Genomic DNA, 15,364 nt, shown 5'->3' with positions numbered 1-15,364 from the left:
CGTGACCCGGAATTCACCGGTCCTTGCGCAGCAGGAGGGTCACCGCCTCGCCGTCGGCCGTGCCGAAGGCGCCGTCGGTGGGGTGGCCCAGCGCGGCGCCGAGGGTGCGTACGTGCAGGTCGACCACCGCCTCCACCAGGTCGGCCAGCACGGACACCGCACCCCGGCCCCGTCGCCAGCCCACCACGCACAGACCGAGGCCGACGACCGCCGCGGGCCACCACAGCAGGCCGAGCGCCAGGTACAGCAGCCCCCAGCCCACCCGTCGGGCGGCGGCGGCGAAGTCGGCCTGCGCGAGGGCGAGCGGCCCCCGGGTCTCCTCGGGCAGCAGCAACCACAGCCGGGGCCACGCGGCGGCCAGGTCCAGGCCGTAGCCGGCCCGCACCCGTACCGCCGTGGCCTGCATCCGGTCACCGATCCAGGTCGGCCGGTCCGGCTCGGTCAACGCGATCCGGTCGCAGGCGCGGGCGAGCGCCTGGGTGTCCGGCAGCGGTCCGGCGGCGTCGGCGGGCGACCGCAACCGGCGTGCCTTGTCCCGCAGGGCGTTCTCGTACCGGTCCATGGCGGCGTTCCACCGGCGTCGCCGCCGGCGGGTCACGGCATCGCCGACCCGACCCCAGTCCTGCGTCCACAGGGCCACGACCAGGCGTTCCAGACTCTGGGCGGCCATCGCGGCGACGACACCGCCCAGCACGACACCGAGCACGATCAGCAGCGCGGATCCGGTGCTGCGCGTGGGTGACCCGAGGGCGAGCCGGTCCACCTCCCGCCGCAGCAGCGCCAGGTCCCACCAGTGGGCGTGGCCGAGCCGCAGCGCCACGGCGGCCATCGCCACGAACACCACACCGGGCAGCGCCAGTGCGGCGAGCCACCGCTCCGCCAGCTTGCCGCCGAGCGAGGCGATGAGCGCGTTCACCGGTCCATCCGGAACGCCGGCAGCGGGCAGTCCCACACGGCGCAGCGCGGTGGCGGGCCGCCGTCCGGCCGAGGTATCTCGACCCGGTCGCACAGGTCGGCGGGGCACACCTGGACCACCTCCGGGCGGCGGCCGCGGATGCCGGCCAGCGGCAGGTAGCGGTCTCCCCGGACGGTCGTGTCGCCACCGACCAGCCCGGCGAGGCGCATCAACTCGGTCACCTCGGCCAGCACCGCGTCCACGCCCTGGTCGGACAGCGAGCGGTCACGCAGCCGCGTCAGCGCGCGGGTCGGCTCCGGGCCGAGCAGGTCGCCCACCTGCGCGATGTCCGCGCAGATCCGGGCCAGCCGGGTCGCCCGGTCGTCGTCGAGTCGCCTGTCCGGAACCGATTGACTCATCGGCTGATTATCCCCTGTCGATGTGGCGTCCGGCTGGCAGGCTGGGGAGCGACCGCGAGGGGAAGGTGTGCCGGTGAGTCGCTACGCGAGGGACACCGTCGACCACTGGCGTCGGGTGGCGGCCGGGCAGCGGCGCGGCGAACGGCGTTGGACCGAGGCCCAGGTGGAGCTGGGGGCCGCGCTGCTCGACCGGTACGAGGCGGACCGCGCACGGGAGGGCCTGATCGAGGCCACCGTCGTGCTGGAGGCCGCGATCCGCACGATGGCCGACTCCTTCCTGGCCGAGGAGTTGGGTACGACGCACGGTGTCCGCGCGCTGACCACGTACACCGATGTGCTGCTGGCCAGGGCCCGGATCGAGAGTGCGCCGCAACTCCTGGACATCGCCGAGCAGTATCTGCAGTTCGCCGAGGACGCCTCGGCCGACCTCGGCAACAGCGCGGTGCTGATGCTCAAGAAGTGCCAGGTCTATCGGGTCCGGCACGACTTCGACGGCTCGGTCGACACGCTCTACCGGCTCACTTCCATCGCCAACATGGCCGAGAACTGGATCAGCGCGGAGCACCTGCCCGCGTTGCGGGGCATCCACGCGGAGGCGCTGGTGCGCGCCTACCAGCTCACCGGGGTGGAGGACTACGTCGACGAGGCGTTGGAGCTGCTGTCCTCGGTGGACGCCGTCGGGCCCCACCAGGACCAGATCGTCGTGCTGCGCGCCCGGTGCCTGCTGGCCCGGGCGTCCGGGACCACCCACACCGCCGACGTCGAACGGGCCGTCGCGGTGCTGCGGGAGCACACCCCGCAGGGCAACGATCCGCGTTTCCTGCTGGGGCAGACATTGCTCACCCTGGTCGACCGCACCGGCCGCGCCGAGTTGCTGGGCCAGGCCTGGGAGGAGTTCGCCGCCGTGGTGAACACCGTCGGAGAGCGGCATCCGCACCATCGGACGGCGCTCGCCAGCCTCTCCACCGTCGGCATGAAGACGCACCAGTTGACGGGCGACGTCTCCGCCCTGGAAGTGGCGATCGGCCTGCTGCGCCGAGCGCTCGCGCTGTCCGTACGCGGCGAGGCCAACCACGCGTCGTACCTGGACCAGTTGGGCTACAGCCTGCGGTTGCTCTACGACGCCACCGGGGAGCCCGCCTACCTGGAGGAGTCGCTCGCCCTGCTGCGCGAGGCGCTGGACGCCCTGCCCGCGCGCGATCCGCAGCGGGTCGAGACCGGCTTGTCCATCGCCCAGGCGTTGCGGGCGACGTACCTGCGTACCGGCGAACCCGCCCTGCTGACCGAGGCCGCGGAGCGGGCGCTCGCCGCCGGCCGCATCGAGTCCGGCGCCGTGCCGGTCCGGATTCAGGCCTTCGACAAGGCGGCCTACACGCTGACCGCGCTGGATCGGTGGCGGGAGGCGGCGGACGCCTTCGACGAGGCCATCACGTTGCTGCCCCGGCTGGCGTCGCGCGGGCGTACCCGGCACGACCAGTACGCCGACCTCGGTTCGACGGCCGGGCTGGCGGCGACCGCCGCCTCCTGCGCGATCGGCGCGGGGCAGCCGGAGCGGGCCTTGGAGCTGTTGGAGCGTGGGCGGGGTCTGCTGCTGCACCAACGGTTGACCGCGGACGGCGAGTGGGCGGCGCTCCAACGCGCCGACGGGCGTCTGGCGGCCGACTTCCAGCGGATGCGCCGCGACTTCGAAGCGCCGGCTCCCGAATCGTCCCGGCCCACCACCTTCGGTCGGGACCGGGAGACCGAGTGGAACGTGCTGCTGACGACGATCCGGGAGCTGCCCGGCCTGGGTGACTTCCTGCGCCCGCCCACCGCACGGCAACTGCTCGACCAGGTCGACGGGACCGTGATCGTGCCGATCGCGAGCGAGTTGCGGTGCGACGCGCTCATCCTGCGGGAGCACCGCGTAACGGTGCTGCCGCTGCCGGATCTGTCGCTGAGCGACGCGGTGACGCAGTTGCGGCTGCTCCAGCAGGCCACCACCACGGCGTCCGATCCGTCGGTGGACGCGCGGAGCCGTCTGCGCGCCCAGTCGGTGCTCGGCGGCGTACTCAATTGGTTGTGGTCTGCCCTGGTCGAGCCGGTGCTGGACGCGATCGGCGCGCCCGGGGCGGTCGGCGAGCTGCCGCGCGTCTGGTGGTGCCCGGTCGGCCCGCTGGCGTTCTTTCCCCTGCACGCCGCGCAGGCCGAAGCCGGCCGGTCCGCCCTCGACCGGGTGGTCTCTTCCTACACCCCGACGGTGACCGCGCTCGCCCGGCGACGCACCGCGCAGCGGCAGTCCCGCCGCGACGCCCGGTCCTGCGTCGTGGCGATGCGCGCCACCCCCGGCGGTCTGGGCGCGCTGCCCAGCGCCGAACGCGAGGCCGCGTCGGCGGCGCGGGCGCTACCCGGGGCGTGGCTCGGGATGGACGCGCGGGCCACCCGGGAGGAGATCCTGGACCGGCTGGCCGACTCCGCGTACGCGCACTTCGCGTGCCACGCCGTGGCCGATCCGCACGACCCGGCGCAGGGCCGGCTGCTCGTGCACGACCACCAGGACAGCCCGCTCACCGTGGCCGACGTGTCCCGGCTCGACCTGGAGGCGGAGTTCGCCTTCCTGTCGGCCTGCGCGACCGCCCAGGCCCCGCCGACCCTTGTCGACGAGGCGCTGCACATCACCGGCGCCTTCCAACTCGCCGGGTTCCGGCACGTCATCGGCACCCTGTGGGAGGTCGACGACGCGATCTCCCTCGCCCTGACCACCGCCTTCTACGCGCACGGCGACGCGACCTCATCGGCCGCATACGCGCTGCACTCGGCCGTACGCGGGCTGCGGGACCGCTATCCGCTCGCGCCGACGCTGTGGGCGGCGCACATCCACACCGGCGGCTGACCCTCCGGCGGGATCAGCGGGTACGCCGGACCAGCGCGCGGGCCCTTTCCGTGTCGGGATGGGTCGGGCCGTGTACGCGTTCGCACCCGGCCAGCGCGGCCCGCGCCGCGCTGCCGGCCCGCCGGTCACCCGCCTCGATGAGCAGTTGGGCGAAGAGCATCCGCATCTCCAGGGTTCCGGGATGATCGACGCCCCGGCCCCGCTCACTGTCCGGCAGCGTGTCGGCCAGCAACCGGATCGCCTCAGCCGGCCGCCCCGCCCCGGCGAGCGCCCTGGCGAGGGAGTGCCGGGCGTGCAGCGAGACACCGTCGGTGTTGTTGAGCGCGCGCCCCGCGTCGTCGGCGAGCGCCTGGGCCGGGTCGACCGCCTCGGCCGCCCGGCCGGAGTCGAGCAGGACGACAAGCAGGTTGCTGCGCGCCTGCAGCGTCACCGGGCTGGTGGGCCCCAACGTCCTGGTCATCCGTCGGACCACGTCCCGCAGGGCCCGCTCGGCGGGCTGGCTGTCGCCCCGCAGGTGTTGAAGGCCGGCCAGTTTCATCTGGCAGGCCAGGGTGTCCGCGTCGTCCCGGCCCAGCGTCCGCGCCATACCGTCGGCGACCCGCCGCAGCAGCGGCTCGGCCTCGTCCATCCGACGCAACTCGATCAGCAACCAGCCGAGGTTGTTGCCGCTGCGCAACGTCTCGGCGTCGTCGTCGCCCAGCACCCGGCGGCGTGCCTCGTAGACGTCCCGTTGCACCAGTTCCGCCTCGGCGTGCGAACCGCGCTGCCACAACGCGAAGGCCAGGCTGTGCTTGGTGCGCAGGGTGTCGGGATGCTCCGCCCCCTGCGCCGAGCTGCGCAACCCGACGACCTCCTGGTACACGGTCACGGCGTTGTCGACGTCCCTGGTACGCATCAACTCCTGCGCGTAGCGGTGTCCCGCGTCCAACGTCCGCGGGTCGGCCCCGCCGTACTGCTCGTGGAAGGCGTGGTACTGCAACCCGAAGGCCGTCGGACCACCGATGGTCTGCGTCGCCGGTGGACGACCGCCGCCGCTGACGGTGATCTCGATGACCGGGCCGGTCGGCTCCGGTCCACGCGGTGGCTCGTCGTCACGCTTACGGCTGCGGTTGAACCATCTGCCCACTGCGCGCACCTCCGGCGGTGTCGACAGCCTCACGGCCCGTCCATACAGGAGACCACGTGCGCGGGCACCTCGCCGACCCCAAGATTCGCGCGACTTCCCCGATGTTGCGGCATGCACGGTCGGGGATACCGCAACATCGGTGATCCCGCGACCTGCCGCCCGTCGCAACCGGGGCGATCAAGAAGTGGCGACGGCACCCGCCGGTCGGTACGTCATCAGGACGACCCCGGAGGCGAAGGGTTCGGCGGACACCAGCTCCAGTCGTACGGGCGGCTGACCGCTGTCGAACAGCGCCTTGCCCTGGCGGAGGAAGACGGGGTGCACGAGGAGATGGATCTCGTCGATCAGCCGGAGATCGGCAAGGGACCGGATCACGCTGAGGCTGCCGTAGACCACGATGTCCCCGCCGGACCCGCGCTTGAGCTCGGCGATCTCGTCGGGGTCGATACGGGCCAGTCTCCGGGTGTTGTGCCAGGTCGCGGTGTTGCCGGAGGCGGAGACGACGATCTTCTCCAGCGCGTCGACGCGCTGGGCATATCCTCGGACCTCGTCCGGTTCGTCGGGGTTCTGGGCGGCCAGCGGCCAGTAGCTGGCGAAGTCGGCGTGGGTGACCCGGCCCAGCAGCAGGCTGCCGGCGTTGTCCACCAGGCTCCGCTCGTACCGCTGAAGTTGCTCGCCGAACAGCAGCCAGTCCATCTCGTCGTCCGGACCGGCGACGAACCCGTCCAGCGTGGTCCACATCGACACGACTATCTTGCGCATACCCTCGTCCTCTGTGCTGGTTCGGGCTCAGTGACCGCCGCTGAGCGCGGCTCGGACGGGTTCGGGTGTCCGGCTCGGGAACCGCTGCTGGAAATCGACGAGTCCGACCCAGGTGGGGCGCAGGCCGATCCGGACCATCCGCAGGCCCGGCTTGTCGATCGCCTCCAGGTAGGCGGCACCCGCCTCGTCGCCCATCCCGGCGCGCTGGATGGTGGCGTACTCGGGTAGGACGCCGTCGACCTCCGTCAGGGTGACCTGCCCGCGCAGCATGAGCACCTCCGGAAGCCCGTCCGCCGTGTCGATACAGACGGCCACGTCCGGCCTGGCGCGCAGGTCACGGATCTTGTAGGTGCCGGCGAACGCGCCGACGACCAGCTCGTCACCGGTCCAGAGAAAGTTCACCGGGATCAGCCGGGGCGTCAGGTCCCGGCTGGTGTAGGCGAGGCGTGCCACGGGCGCGCCGAGCAGGCGTTGCGCCAGGGCGGTGTCCAGCAGCTTCAGATCACCTTGCGGCAGGTTTGCCGCCTCGGCGTTGGGCAGGCTCATGAGAGTCAACGTAGAGGGTCAACTCCTACAGAACAAGTGCAACTCCTAAATTAGGATCGAGGTAGGCTGACGGTCATGAGCGGCGTGCGTAGCTATGGGGATCCGTGCGGTGTCGCGCGTGGACTGGACGTCATCGGGGAGCGGTGGGCGCTGCTGGTGGTCCGCGACCTCCTGCTCGGCCCCCGGCGTTTCAACGACCTGCTCGGCGGCCTGCCCGGCGTGAGCCCCAACGTGCTGAGCCAGCGGCTGCGCCAACTGACCGAGCAGGGCGTCGTGCAACGGCGGGACCTCGGGCCGCCGACGCGGGTCCACCTCTACGAACTCACCGAGTGGGGCCGCGCCCTGGAGCCCATCCTCCTGCAGTTCGGGCGCTGGGGAAGCCAGTCACCGCAGATGCCCGAGGGCGCTCTGGGCGTCGACTCCCTGCTACTCAGCGTCAAGGCGTCCTTCGATCCGGCGCGAGCCCCGGAACTCGCCGGCACCTACGCGTTCCACATCGACGCCGACACGATCCTCGCCGAGGTCGCCGAGGACGCGGTGCAGATCCGTCGCGGCACGGCGCCCGACCCCGACGCGACGCTCACCACCGACATCGACACCCTCCGGGCCGTCTGCGGCTTTGAGATCACCCTCTCGGCGGCAGTGGAGTCGGGCGCGTTGCGCCTCACCGGCGACGAGGACGCCCAGCGGCGCCTCACCGACCTTCTGCTGACCCCGTTCACGTGATGAGGCCGACAAGCATCGCCAGTCGCGCCACGCCGGCCGGCGCCGGGCGACATCGGCGATGAGAGTACGCATCAACGGGCCAGACGCACGGTATCGGCTTGTTGGGCAACTACGCTGCGCACTACTCTCCTGACCGACAGCACTTGTCAGCCGTCCGCTTCTCTGATGGAGGTCACCATGAAGCTGACCAAGCTCTACAAGGATCCCGGCTCGGGTGGGAACGGGTGCCCTACCGTCTACCTCGGAGAGAGCGGGGAGCTTGTCGTTCAGGGGAACCTCATCGACGAGGACACCGTCGGCCAGCTGGAGAACGTTCTTCCTGGTGAAGGCGCGGTGCGGATTCCCGCCCAGGTTCTGCTCGGTGCCATTGAGCGCTACCGCCAGTCCGAGCAGCGGTGATCGAGCGTTGACCCGGTCGTTCACGTCCCTCGATGACGACGAGTTCAACCAGCTGTTCCGCGACTTCCGATACACGGCCTACCGGCTGGAGACGCTTCAGCAATACGACGTGTCGTACGAGCAGGACGAGTTCGCGCGGTTCCTGGCGGGTGAGACCCGCGGCGAGTTTCCGGGGATCGCGGCTTGGTGCGACACCGTGCGGGCGGCGGTGTCGGCGGGCAAGCGCATGCACCGGGTCCATGTCATCACCGAGCCGCTGTCGGATTACGTGCGGTTCGAGTGCGGCTGGGCCTACGAGCACACCGTCGAGGCAGGCGAGGACGTCCGCCTCATCGTGGTCTCCGACGACGACTGGCCGGCCGCGTTACCGCACTACGACTACTGGTTGTTCGACTCAACGCGGCTGGTGGCCATGTACTACGACGAGGAGGGGCGCTTCGTCTCCGGCGAGTTGGTCAGCGAGGCAGATCAGATCGTGCAGGCCAATCTGTGGCGTGATGCGGCCGTCGCGGCATCGGTCCCCTATAGGAAGGTCACAGACCAGCGACAGATCAAGGTCCCATGACTGATCGCTCGCCGACGGGGTGGCAGCGTGCGGGCCTCCAGCCGCCGCGTCAACTTCCCCGCAACGCGACCGGCTTCGTCAACCGCGAGCAGACCCTCACCCGCCTGGACGCGGCATTGCCGAGCGATGAAAACCACTCGGTTGCGGGCCTCCCGATGATCGTGGCTGCCATCGCGGGCGCCCCCGGCGTTGGCAAGACAGCGCTGGCCGTCCATTGGGCTCACCGAGCACGCAGCTGGTTCACCGACGGCGATCTCTACGTCGACATGCGCGGCTACGGCCCTGGTCCAGCCCTCGATGTCGGCCAGGCATTGGACACGTTGCTCCGCGCTCTGCACGTACCGGCGGAGCAAATCCCCACGGACACTGACGGACGTGCTGCCCTGTTCAGGTCCGTCCTGAGCGGCAAGCGCGTCCTGATCGTGGTGGACAATGTGTCCACCGTCGGTCAAGTCCGGCCGCTACTCCCGGCCACACCGACCTGCATGGCGATCGTCACCAGCCGCAGCCGACTTTCCGGCCTCGTGGCACGGGAAGGAGCGTCACGGATGACTTTGGACGTTCTGTCTTCTGACGAGGCAATCGCGCTGCTCAGCGACAGCATCGGCGGGGACCGCGTCGGCGCGGAGCCGCAGGCCGCCGCTGAACTTGCTCGCCGCTGCGCCTACCTCCCCCTCGCTCTGCGGATCATCGGGGAGCGCATCGCCAACTCTCCCCATGTCACCCTCGCGGAGTTCGTGGCAAATCTCGCCCTGGCCGAGCATCAACTTGACGCCCTCGCGGTCGACGATGACGAGCTTTCCGACGTACGGGCGGTGTTCTCGTGGTCCTACCAGACGCTGCCCACCGACACGGCACGGTTCTTTCGACTACTCGGCCTTCACGCCGGCTCCGACATCTCGGCGGCGGCAGCGGCGGCCCTCGCTGGCGTGAGTCTGCCCCGAGCCCGCAGTCTGCTCGACCAGCTCACGGCAGCGCACCTGGTGCAGAACCCCGCCCGCGACCGATACCTGTTCCACGATCTTCTCCGCGCCTACGCGCTCGAACGAGCACAGGCCGAGGAGACGCCCGAGCAGCAGCGCCAATCACGCCGCCGTGTCTACTCCTGGTATCTCTTGATGGCCGAAGAGGGCCGCAAGGTCATTCTGCCGTACTCGCATGCCGTGGACTTGGCCCCAGCCGAACCAGGCGTCGCCCTCGCCGCTCCACGCACGGTGGCCGAGGCGATGGCATGGTTCGAACGTGAGCGGCTGAACCTTCTGGACACCGTCCGGCAGGCCGACGATCTGGGAGAACTCGACATCGCCTGGCAACTGCCGGTGGTCAGCGACGGTTTCTTCGAACTGAGGTCGTACTGGGCCGACTGGCGCGATATCCACCTCATCGGCCTGCGTGCGGCACGCTCGGCCGGATCGCGTCTCGGCGAAGCCGCCAACCTCCGCTGCCTCGGCGACGCCTACTGGCGCACAGGGGAGCGCGCCACCGCGCTCGACTGCTATCACCAAGGCGTCGCCGCGAGCCGTGAGGTCGGCGACCACTGGGTGGAAGGATTTTGCCTTCGCGGCCTGGGCCTTATCCACGAGGAGCTTGGGCAGACCGACGAAGCCATGGAACTCTACCGGCAAGCGCGAGAGGTCTTCCGCCGCCACGACGTCACCCGAGGTGAGGGCATGTCGTTGCTCAGCCTCGGCAACGGGCACCGCGCACGAGGACACTTCGACACGGCCATCGCCCATTACCAGGAAGCAGTCGCCATCCTCGGCAGCATCAACGATGACTGGAGCGTCGCATGGGCCTCCTACCCCCTCGGCCTGGCGTATCAGCAGCTCGGCCGACTCGACGAGGCCCTGGAACGGCACACGCACGCCCTGGATCTGTTCCGCAGGTTCGACGACCGACGCTGCGAAGGACTCACGCTGGCAGCGCTTGGCGACACCCATCACGCCGCAGGCCAGCACGAAGACGCGCAACGCTGTTGGCAGCAGGCACTACAGATCCTCGATCCCCTGGCAGATCCCCATGCTGGTGTCGTTCGCAGCTCTCTCGCGCAGATCGGCAGCGACCAGAGCACCTAACCACGCTCGAGTGCCGTCGTAGCGCCGGCAGGCGTCGCGTCAACTACGCGGGGGCTGCCGCATGCCGTCGCCGACGCCGGTTGCGAAGCTCATGGGTGACGCCCCAGAGCCCGACGAACACGAGCGCTATCCCGCCGAGCGCGACCAGATACTCCGCCCCGTCTCGGGACACCCACAGCCGGCCCCGCTCCGGGGCATCCGGCGAGTAGAGGACCGTGACGGAGTCACCGTCGCGGTTGGGGGAACCGCTGCGGGTGACCAACTCCCAGCGGAGCACCTGCCGTCCATCGGGGACGGCGTACTGAAATTCGTAGTACGTCCCATGGCGACTCGCGCGTGGTGGCGTCTCAGATGAGCTGATCACCGTGGCGCTGGTGTAGACCTCCCCCGGCCACCCTCGATGATCCCAAACGATGGTGACGCCGAGACCGGTCACCAGGATTCCGCACATGATTGCCGTCAGTGCGGCCCGCAGCGCCGAGACACCAGTGGGATTGCGGTACTCAGCCATGGCCGAGAGGCTATCCGCGCCACGCAAGGGGTTGCGGGGTGGGCACGATCCCCAGTCCACCGGCTGGCTGATCGCCGGCGTGGCGCAGCGCCCGAGGCAACTCCCGATTGAGGCTGATGACTCTGAGGCATCAAAATACCGCTGAGTCATCAACCTCATCGGAGTACATAGAGGCCCGCCCTGGTGCGACAAACCCGCCGACCAGTCCGAACAGCTCGGTGGGGCGTTCAGCGGGTGAGGCCGACCAGCGTCGCCAGTCGCGCCACGCCGGCCGGCGCCGGCCGCGCCCGCGCACAATCGGCGATGAGGGTACGCGCCAGAGGCCGCCCCCGAACCTCGGCCGGCGCGACACTGTCCGCGTCGACCAGAGCGCGCGCCGCCCCGCGCAGGTCCCCGGCGTGCACGTACACCCGCGCCGCGTCGAGCAGGTAAGCGCCCCGATACTCGGCCGGCAACCACCGCCAGCCCTCCCGCCGCACCACGATCGAGTGCCGTCGTAGCGCCTCCACCGAGTTGTCCCGCGCGTTCGCCAGCAGCACCCGTACCAGCTCGACGGCGACCGGGCCGAAGCTGGTGCGATGCTGATCGTCGTACCCCCGAAGGTTTGCGGCGACGCCCGCGGCCCGGTCGGTCAGCGCGGCGGCGTGCCGGTGCTCGCCGCAGCCGGCGGCGGCGAGGGCGGCCTGGAGCAGCAGCGTCCCGCCCACGGCCCACTCCCCGCCGACCGCCGCGGCCGGACGTGGTTCGCGGCGGCGAGCGTCGCGGCCAGGGCCAGGCGGTCACGGCGCGACGCGCGCAGCGCCTGCCCGACCGACACGGCCGCCGTCGCCGCGAGGACCGGGTCGTCACCGGCGACGCCCATCGCCCGGTCGGCGGCCAACCAGGCAAGATCGGCCTCGCCGAGTTTGACCAGCAGCGACGAGGTGATCCGGTACGCCGACACCAGCAGCTCCGCCGACCGCGCGCCCTGGGCGGCGTCGAGCAGACCCGGCAGCACCCGCAGCAACTCCCCGTAGTGCGCATGCTGATAGGTCAACCAGGCGTGCCCGACCTGCCCTCTTGCCTCTTCCGGCGTCTGCTGGGTGGCTTCCGGGGTGTCGTAGCGGGCGAGCGCGGCCCGGATGTCGTCCACCCCGTCCGGCGTGCCCGCCGGAGTGCTGGGCGGCTGGCCGAGCAGCGCCTCCGGTTCGACGCGCAGGACGTGGGCCACCTCCTGAATGACCGAGTACCGGTCCAGGGGGCGGACACCCCGCTCGATCTTGTCGACCCAGCTCTTCGACCTGCGCAGCCGGTCGGCCAACACCTGCTGGGTCATCTGCCGCCGTACCCGCCAGCTCGCCACCCGTCGCCCGATCGGGACGTCATCCCCTGTCACGCCGCCACCGCCGGTCCGGGACCGCGCGGGTCGTGTCCTCCACGGGTACGCGCTCCGCCTCGGCCTGCGCGAGAATGCGCTGCTTGGCCGCCTCCCGCTCGGCAGCTTCAGCCTGTTCACCCTTGCTCGTCGGTTCGTCGCCTGGCATGCCCACCTCCCTGACCAGTGGGTACGGCATCAGCTATCCAACGCCGTCACCCACCGTCATCGTCGATGCGGCATTCAGTGCCGTACCAGGCGAAACGCGTCCGTTACGGCGTAGCGGACAGGCGAAGGTGGTGACCCGTCTCGGCCACTTCACGGGCGAGTTCTCGGTAGGCTGCGGCAAGGGCGATGGCGTCTGCTGCCGCGAGGGTTTCGCGCGCCGCCGCCACGTCCCCGGCCTGCGCCTGCGCGACGGCGAGGTGCATCAGGTTGCGGCCGTGCCACTCCGCGCCGCTGGCTTCCTCACTGACGCCCGCGACGCCAGCCGTCAGCAGTTCCAGCGCGCGATCGTTCGCGCGACTGTCGGCAGCTCAGAAGCCAAGCCGCCCGCTTCGGTCGACTACGCGCTCACGTCCGATCAATACGACGCCAAGTAACGACTCAGGTATACGGGTGCTTCCGCCCGTCCGCGGACGACAATGCCGATAGTTCAGACGTGACGGCGACAGTCGGCAGCGTTAGCGTGACGGATGGCAATCCTTGACCCGCAGGGGTTGGAGAGCTGCCACCAGCCGACCTGGGGTGATCGCGATGACTGAAGTGTCGTTCTCGGAGCGCATGCGCCAGCTTCGCGGCCAGCGTGGTCTGTCACTGCGTGAGCTTGCGAAGCAGACCTACTACGGCAAGTCCTACCTGCACGAGCTGGAGACCGGCGCGAAGCCACCCACCGCTCATGTCGCCCGACACGTCGACGACGCTCTTCACGCCGGTGGTGAGCTGTCCGCACTGGCCGCAACGCGTCAGGGCATCCGCCGTCGTGTTTTCGTCGCCGCCGCCGGCGTTACTGCCGCACTCCCACAAACCCTGCTCGCCCACGGTCGACATGTCGGGAGTGGCACGCCTGGGCAGTTGGCCGAGCGAACGGCGAGATTACGCCGGCTCGACAACTATCTCGGTGGCGCTGACACCCGTCAGATGTACGCGGCCGAGGTGGAGACGACAACGCGACTGATCCAAAACGGCGTGTACGCAGAGCGCACGGGTCGGCGACTGCTGGCGGTCCTCGCCGAGCAAGCGCAGTTGGCCGGTTGGGCGGCGTTCGACGCGGGTGACCATCCCGACGCGGATGGCAATTTCCGGATCAGCCTTGCCGCCGCACGGGAGGCCGACGACAACGCGCTGATGGCAAACGCGATGGCATTCCTTGCGTACCAGCAACTCGCCACCGGGCGTCGGGGTGCGGACGTGGCCAGCGCGGCCTGCGAGACCGCCGGCACCACGGCGACACCACGGGTGCGGACGTTGCTGCACCTGCGGGCTGCCTGGGCATCCGCTGTCGCTGGCGATGCGCCGGCCGCCGACCGGCATCTCGGAACCGGTACGACCCTTCTTGCCGAGCGCGACGACCGGCCCGAGCCGGACTGGGTGTACTGGGTGGACGACACAGAAGGCGCGATCATGACCGGCCGCTGCCAGACCGTGCTCCACCGGCCGCTTCGCGCAATTCCGGTGTTGGAGCGCGCCTTGGCGACCTTCTGTGACACGCAGGCCCGCGACAAGGCGCTCTACCTGTCCTGGCTTGCTGACGCCTACCTGGACGCGAACGAGGTCGAGCAGGCGTGCCAGGCTGCGGCAAGCGCCGTCCGCCTTGCCTCCGGCGTCGGTTCCGTCCGGCCACAGCAGCGAATTGACGCATTCCTACGTCGCGTGGAGCCGCACGCAGGGCTGCCGTGCGTCGCCGATCTTCGGGCCCTCGTTGCGGCTATGCCTCCGCGCCCTCGACGGAACGACTCAACCACGCCAGGTACTCCGTCGAACCCTGCACGATCGGAACCGCACTGACCTGCGGGTTGGTCCACGGATGCTCGTCCAGGACGAATCGCTCCAACTGCGGATATCGCTCTGCTGTGGTGTAGAGCAGCACCTGCCACTCCTCGCCCGAGCCCTGTGCGCCGTGGTGCCAGAACACGCTGGTGACGGGACCGATCACCTGTCCGCTCGCGGCGAGCCGGGCGGCGACTGCCCCCGTCGCGAGCCGGACGCCGACCTCGCGTGTCTCGGTGGCCGTTGACACTTGGAGGTAGTCGCTCATCCGTTAAACCTTAGCGGCATCGCGACACGACTCAGACCATCCAGTAATGACAAACAGAAGCATTGTCTGTGTGGGCTGTTCGGAGACAGCCCGGCTGCGGACAAGCCCTGCCGGCCGATACGCTGAGAGCCACCGCCCGAGGGATCGTCTGGGACGCTCGTCGCCATTACTGTTCGCGCCGTGAATCTCGTGATCGATGAGAGCAGTCGCCAGATACGCGAGTTCGTGTGCCACTGCTGCGACACGCGGCGGACCGGACCTGGGCCAACATCTACGAGGGCGACATCGCATTCGCTGTCTACTTCGCGAGCTGCTATCACCACAACGGGGTTCACGAGGCCTGGATCGATGCCATCTTGGGTACCTGGGGCCAGCAGGCCCGGGAGCATGCGGGCCATGGCCGGGTAGTTGCACGAGTTGCGGAGCTGATCGGCTCGGGCGATCTCGGCTGCCAGGCGTTCCGTTGTGTAGGTCGGCTGGCGGCGCTCGCCGTCCTCGATCTCGATCAGGGCCGAGCAGATCGCCGGCACGCACTCGGCGGCGGCCTCGCGGGCGGGGTATCCGGGCTCGGTGCCCTGGCCGAGCAGGTCGGCCACCGTGACCTGGAGTGCGGCGGCGAGAGCAACCAGAGTGGAGCGGCGGTCGACGGTCTTCCGACCCGACTCGACCTGCGATACGTACGACTGGGTGACGCCAGCAAGCCCGGCAAGGACGGCCTGGGTCATGCCACCTCGACGCAGCCGCCAGTACCGAATCCTGGCGCCGATGGTGTCCGGCTTCTTCGCCATGTCTGCGGCACCTCCGGACAGAGGACTGGATTGCGGTGCGGAACCGCTGGCCCTGCAAAGTTGGACGGT

Annotated in this window: 18 protein-coding genes; 7 read left to right on the top strand and 11 right to left on the bottom strand. The window is 70.2% G+C overall.

Annotated elements, in window-relative coordinates:
* Positions 1-13 precede the first annotated feature (13 nt).
* Entirely contained in the window at positions 14-916 is a 903-nt protein-coding gene (locus ACQP03_RS15375) for a hypothetical protein (protein ID WP_357175585.1), read from the bottom strand.
* Positions 913-1,314 (bottom strand): hypothetical protein, encoded by a 402-nt coding sequence (locus tag ACQP03_RS15370; RefSeq protein WP_357121904.1) that lies wholly within the window; start codon positions 1,312-1,314, stop codon positions 913-915. Before ACQP03_RS15370 ends, ACQP03_RS15375 begins: the two co-directional genes overlap by 4 nt.
* A gap of 73 nt (positions 1,315-1,387) precedes the next feature.
* Between ACQP03_RS15370 and ACQP03_RS15365 the strand changes: the two genes are divergently transcribed.
* The gene (locus ACQP03_RS15365; RefSeq protein ID WP_357395532.1) at positions 1,388-4,186 is read left to right on the top strand and encodes a CHAT domain-containing protein; all 2,799 of its coding nucleotides are present in this window, start codon (positions 1,388-1,390) and stop codon (positions 4,184-4,186) included.
* A gap of 13 nt (positions 4,187-4,199) precedes the next feature.
* On the opposite strand, the gene ACQP03_RS15360 is transcribed toward ACQP03_RS15365, so the two are convergent.
* The 3 genes from ACQP03_RS15360 to ACQP03_RS15350 form a co-directional block, all read right to left on the bottom strand.
* Positions 4,200-5,312, bottom strand: coding sequence for a tetratricopeptide repeat protein (locus tag ACQP03_RS15360; protein WP_357395535.1), 1,113 nt, complete (start codon positions 5,310-5,312; stop codon positions 4,200-4,202).
* 177 nt (positions 5,313-5,489) lie between these two features.
* Positions 5,490-6,074, bottom strand: a complete 585-nt coding sequence (locus ACQP03_RS15355; RefSeq protein WP_357395538.1) for a dihydrofolate reductase family protein — start codon at positions 6,072-6,074, stop codon at positions 5,490-5,492.
* A gap of 27 nt (positions 6,075-6,101) precedes the next feature.
* The gene (locus ACQP03_RS15350; protein ID WP_357395541.1) at positions 6,102-6,620 is read right to left on the bottom strand and encodes a pyridoxamine 5'-phosphate oxidase family protein; all 519 of its coding nucleotides are present in this window, start codon (positions 6,618-6,620) and stop codon (positions 6,102-6,104) included.
* 75 nt (positions 6,621-6,695) lie between these two features.
* Here ACQP03_RS15350 and ACQP03_RS15345 point away from each other — a divergent pair, with 75 nt between their 5' ends.
* The 4 genes from ACQP03_RS15345 to ACQP03_RS15330 all read left to right on the top strand — a co-directional run bounded on the left by ACQP03_RS15345 (position 6,696) and on the right by ACQP03_RS15330 (position 10,385).
* Positions 6,696-7,346, top strand: coding sequence for a winged helix-turn-helix transcriptional regulator (locus tag ACQP03_RS15345; protein ID WP_357395544.1), 651 nt, complete (start codon positions 6,696-6,698; stop codon positions 7,344-7,346).
* 177 nt (positions 7,347-7,523) lie between these two features.
* Positions 7,524-7,745, top strand: coding sequence for a hypothetical protein (locus ACQP03_RS15340; protein ID WP_357121886.1), 222 nt, complete (start codon positions 7,524-7,526; stop codon positions 7,743-7,745).
* Positions 7,746-7,752: 7 nt separating this feature from the next.
* Positions 7,753-8,310, top strand: coding sequence for a DUF6879 family protein (locus tag ACQP03_RS15335; protein WP_357121883.1), 558 nt, complete (start codon positions 7,753-7,755; stop codon positions 8,308-8,310).
* A complete protein-coding gene (locus ACQP03_RS15330) occupies positions 8,307-10,385 on the top strand; it encodes an ATP-binding protein (protein ID WP_357395547.1) in 2,079 nt (692 codons plus the stop codon). The genes ACQP03_RS15335 and ACQP03_RS15330 overlap by 4 nt, the downstream gene beginning before the upstream one ends.
* Before the next feature lie 43 nt (positions 10,386-10,428).
* Here ACQP03_RS15330 and ACQP03_RS15325 read toward each other — a convergent pair whose 3' ends face one another.
* The 4 genes from ACQP03_RS15325 to ACQP03_RS15310 all read right to left on the bottom strand — a co-directional run bounded on the left by ACQP03_RS15325 (position 10,429) and on the right by ACQP03_RS15310 (position 12,419).
* Positions 10,429-10,896, bottom strand: coding sequence for a DUF3592 domain-containing protein (locus tag ACQP03_RS15325; RefSeq protein ID WP_357395551.1), 468 nt, complete (start codon positions 10,894-10,896; stop codon positions 10,429-10,431).
* A 227-nt stretch (positions 10,897-11,123) separates the two neighbouring features.
* A complete protein-coding gene (locus ACQP03_RS15320; RefSeq protein WP_433461037.1) occupies positions 11,124-11,603 on the bottom strand; it encodes a hypothetical protein in 480 nt (159 codons plus the stop codon).
* The gene (locus ACQP03_RS15315) at positions 11,528-12,271 is read right to left on the bottom strand and encodes a helix-turn-helix domain-containing protein (protein WP_433461035.1); all 744 of its coding nucleotides are present in this window, start codon (positions 12,269-12,271) and stop codon (positions 11,528-11,530) included. Before ACQP03_RS15315 ends, ACQP03_RS15320 begins: the two co-directional genes overlap by 76 nt.
* Entirely contained in the window at positions 12,258-12,419 is a 162-nt protein-coding gene (locus ACQP03_RS15310) for a hypothetical protein (RefSeq protein WP_357395555.1), read from the bottom strand. Before ACQP03_RS15310 ends, ACQP03_RS15315 begins: the two co-directional genes overlap by 14 nt.
* On the opposite strand from ACQP03_RS15310, the gene ACQP03_RS15305 reads away from it, so the two are divergent.
* Together ACQP03_RS15305 and ACQP03_RS15300 are read left to right on the top strand one after the other, a co-directional pair.
* Positions 12,418-12,852, top strand: a complete 435-nt coding sequence (locus ACQP03_RS15305; RefSeq protein WP_357395558.1) for a hypothetical protein — start codon at positions 12,418-12,420, stop codon at positions 12,850-12,852. The genes ACQP03_RS15310 and ACQP03_RS15305 overlap by 2 nt on opposite strands.
* Positions 12,853-13,006: 154 nt before the next feature.
* Complete coding sequence (locus ACQP03_RS15300; protein WP_357395561.1) at positions 13,007-14,257, top strand: helix-turn-helix domain-containing protein; 1,251 nt, start codon at positions 13,007-13,009, stop codon at positions 14,255-14,257.
* On the opposite strand, the gene cutA is transcribed toward ACQP03_RS15300, so the two are convergent.
* Together cutA and ACQP03_RS15290 are read right to left on the bottom strand one after the other, a co-directional pair.
* On the bottom strand, positions 14,178-14,507 hold the full coding sequence (gene cutA, locus ACQP03_RS15295) for a divalent-cation tolerance protein CutA (protein WP_357395564.1): 330 nt from the start codon (positions 14,505-14,507) through the stop codon (positions 14,178-14,180). The genes ACQP03_RS15300 and cutA overlap by 80 nt on opposite strands.
* Entirely contained in the window at positions 14,504-15,295 is a 792-nt protein-coding gene (locus ACQP03_RS15290; RefSeq protein ID WP_357395567.1) for a helix-turn-helix domain-containing protein, read from the bottom strand. The genes cutA and ACQP03_RS15290 overlap by 4 nt, the downstream gene beginning before the upstream one ends.
* Between the last annotated feature and the right edge of the window lie 69 nt (positions 15,296-15,364).

The sequence above is a fragment of the Micromonospora sp. CA-248212 genome, assembly GCF_050948405.1.
Lineage (GTDB): Bacteria > Actinomycetota > Actinomycetes > Mycobacteriales > Micromonosporaceae > Micromonospora.
This window is presented reverse-complemented; position numbering and strand designations above follow the sequence as displayed.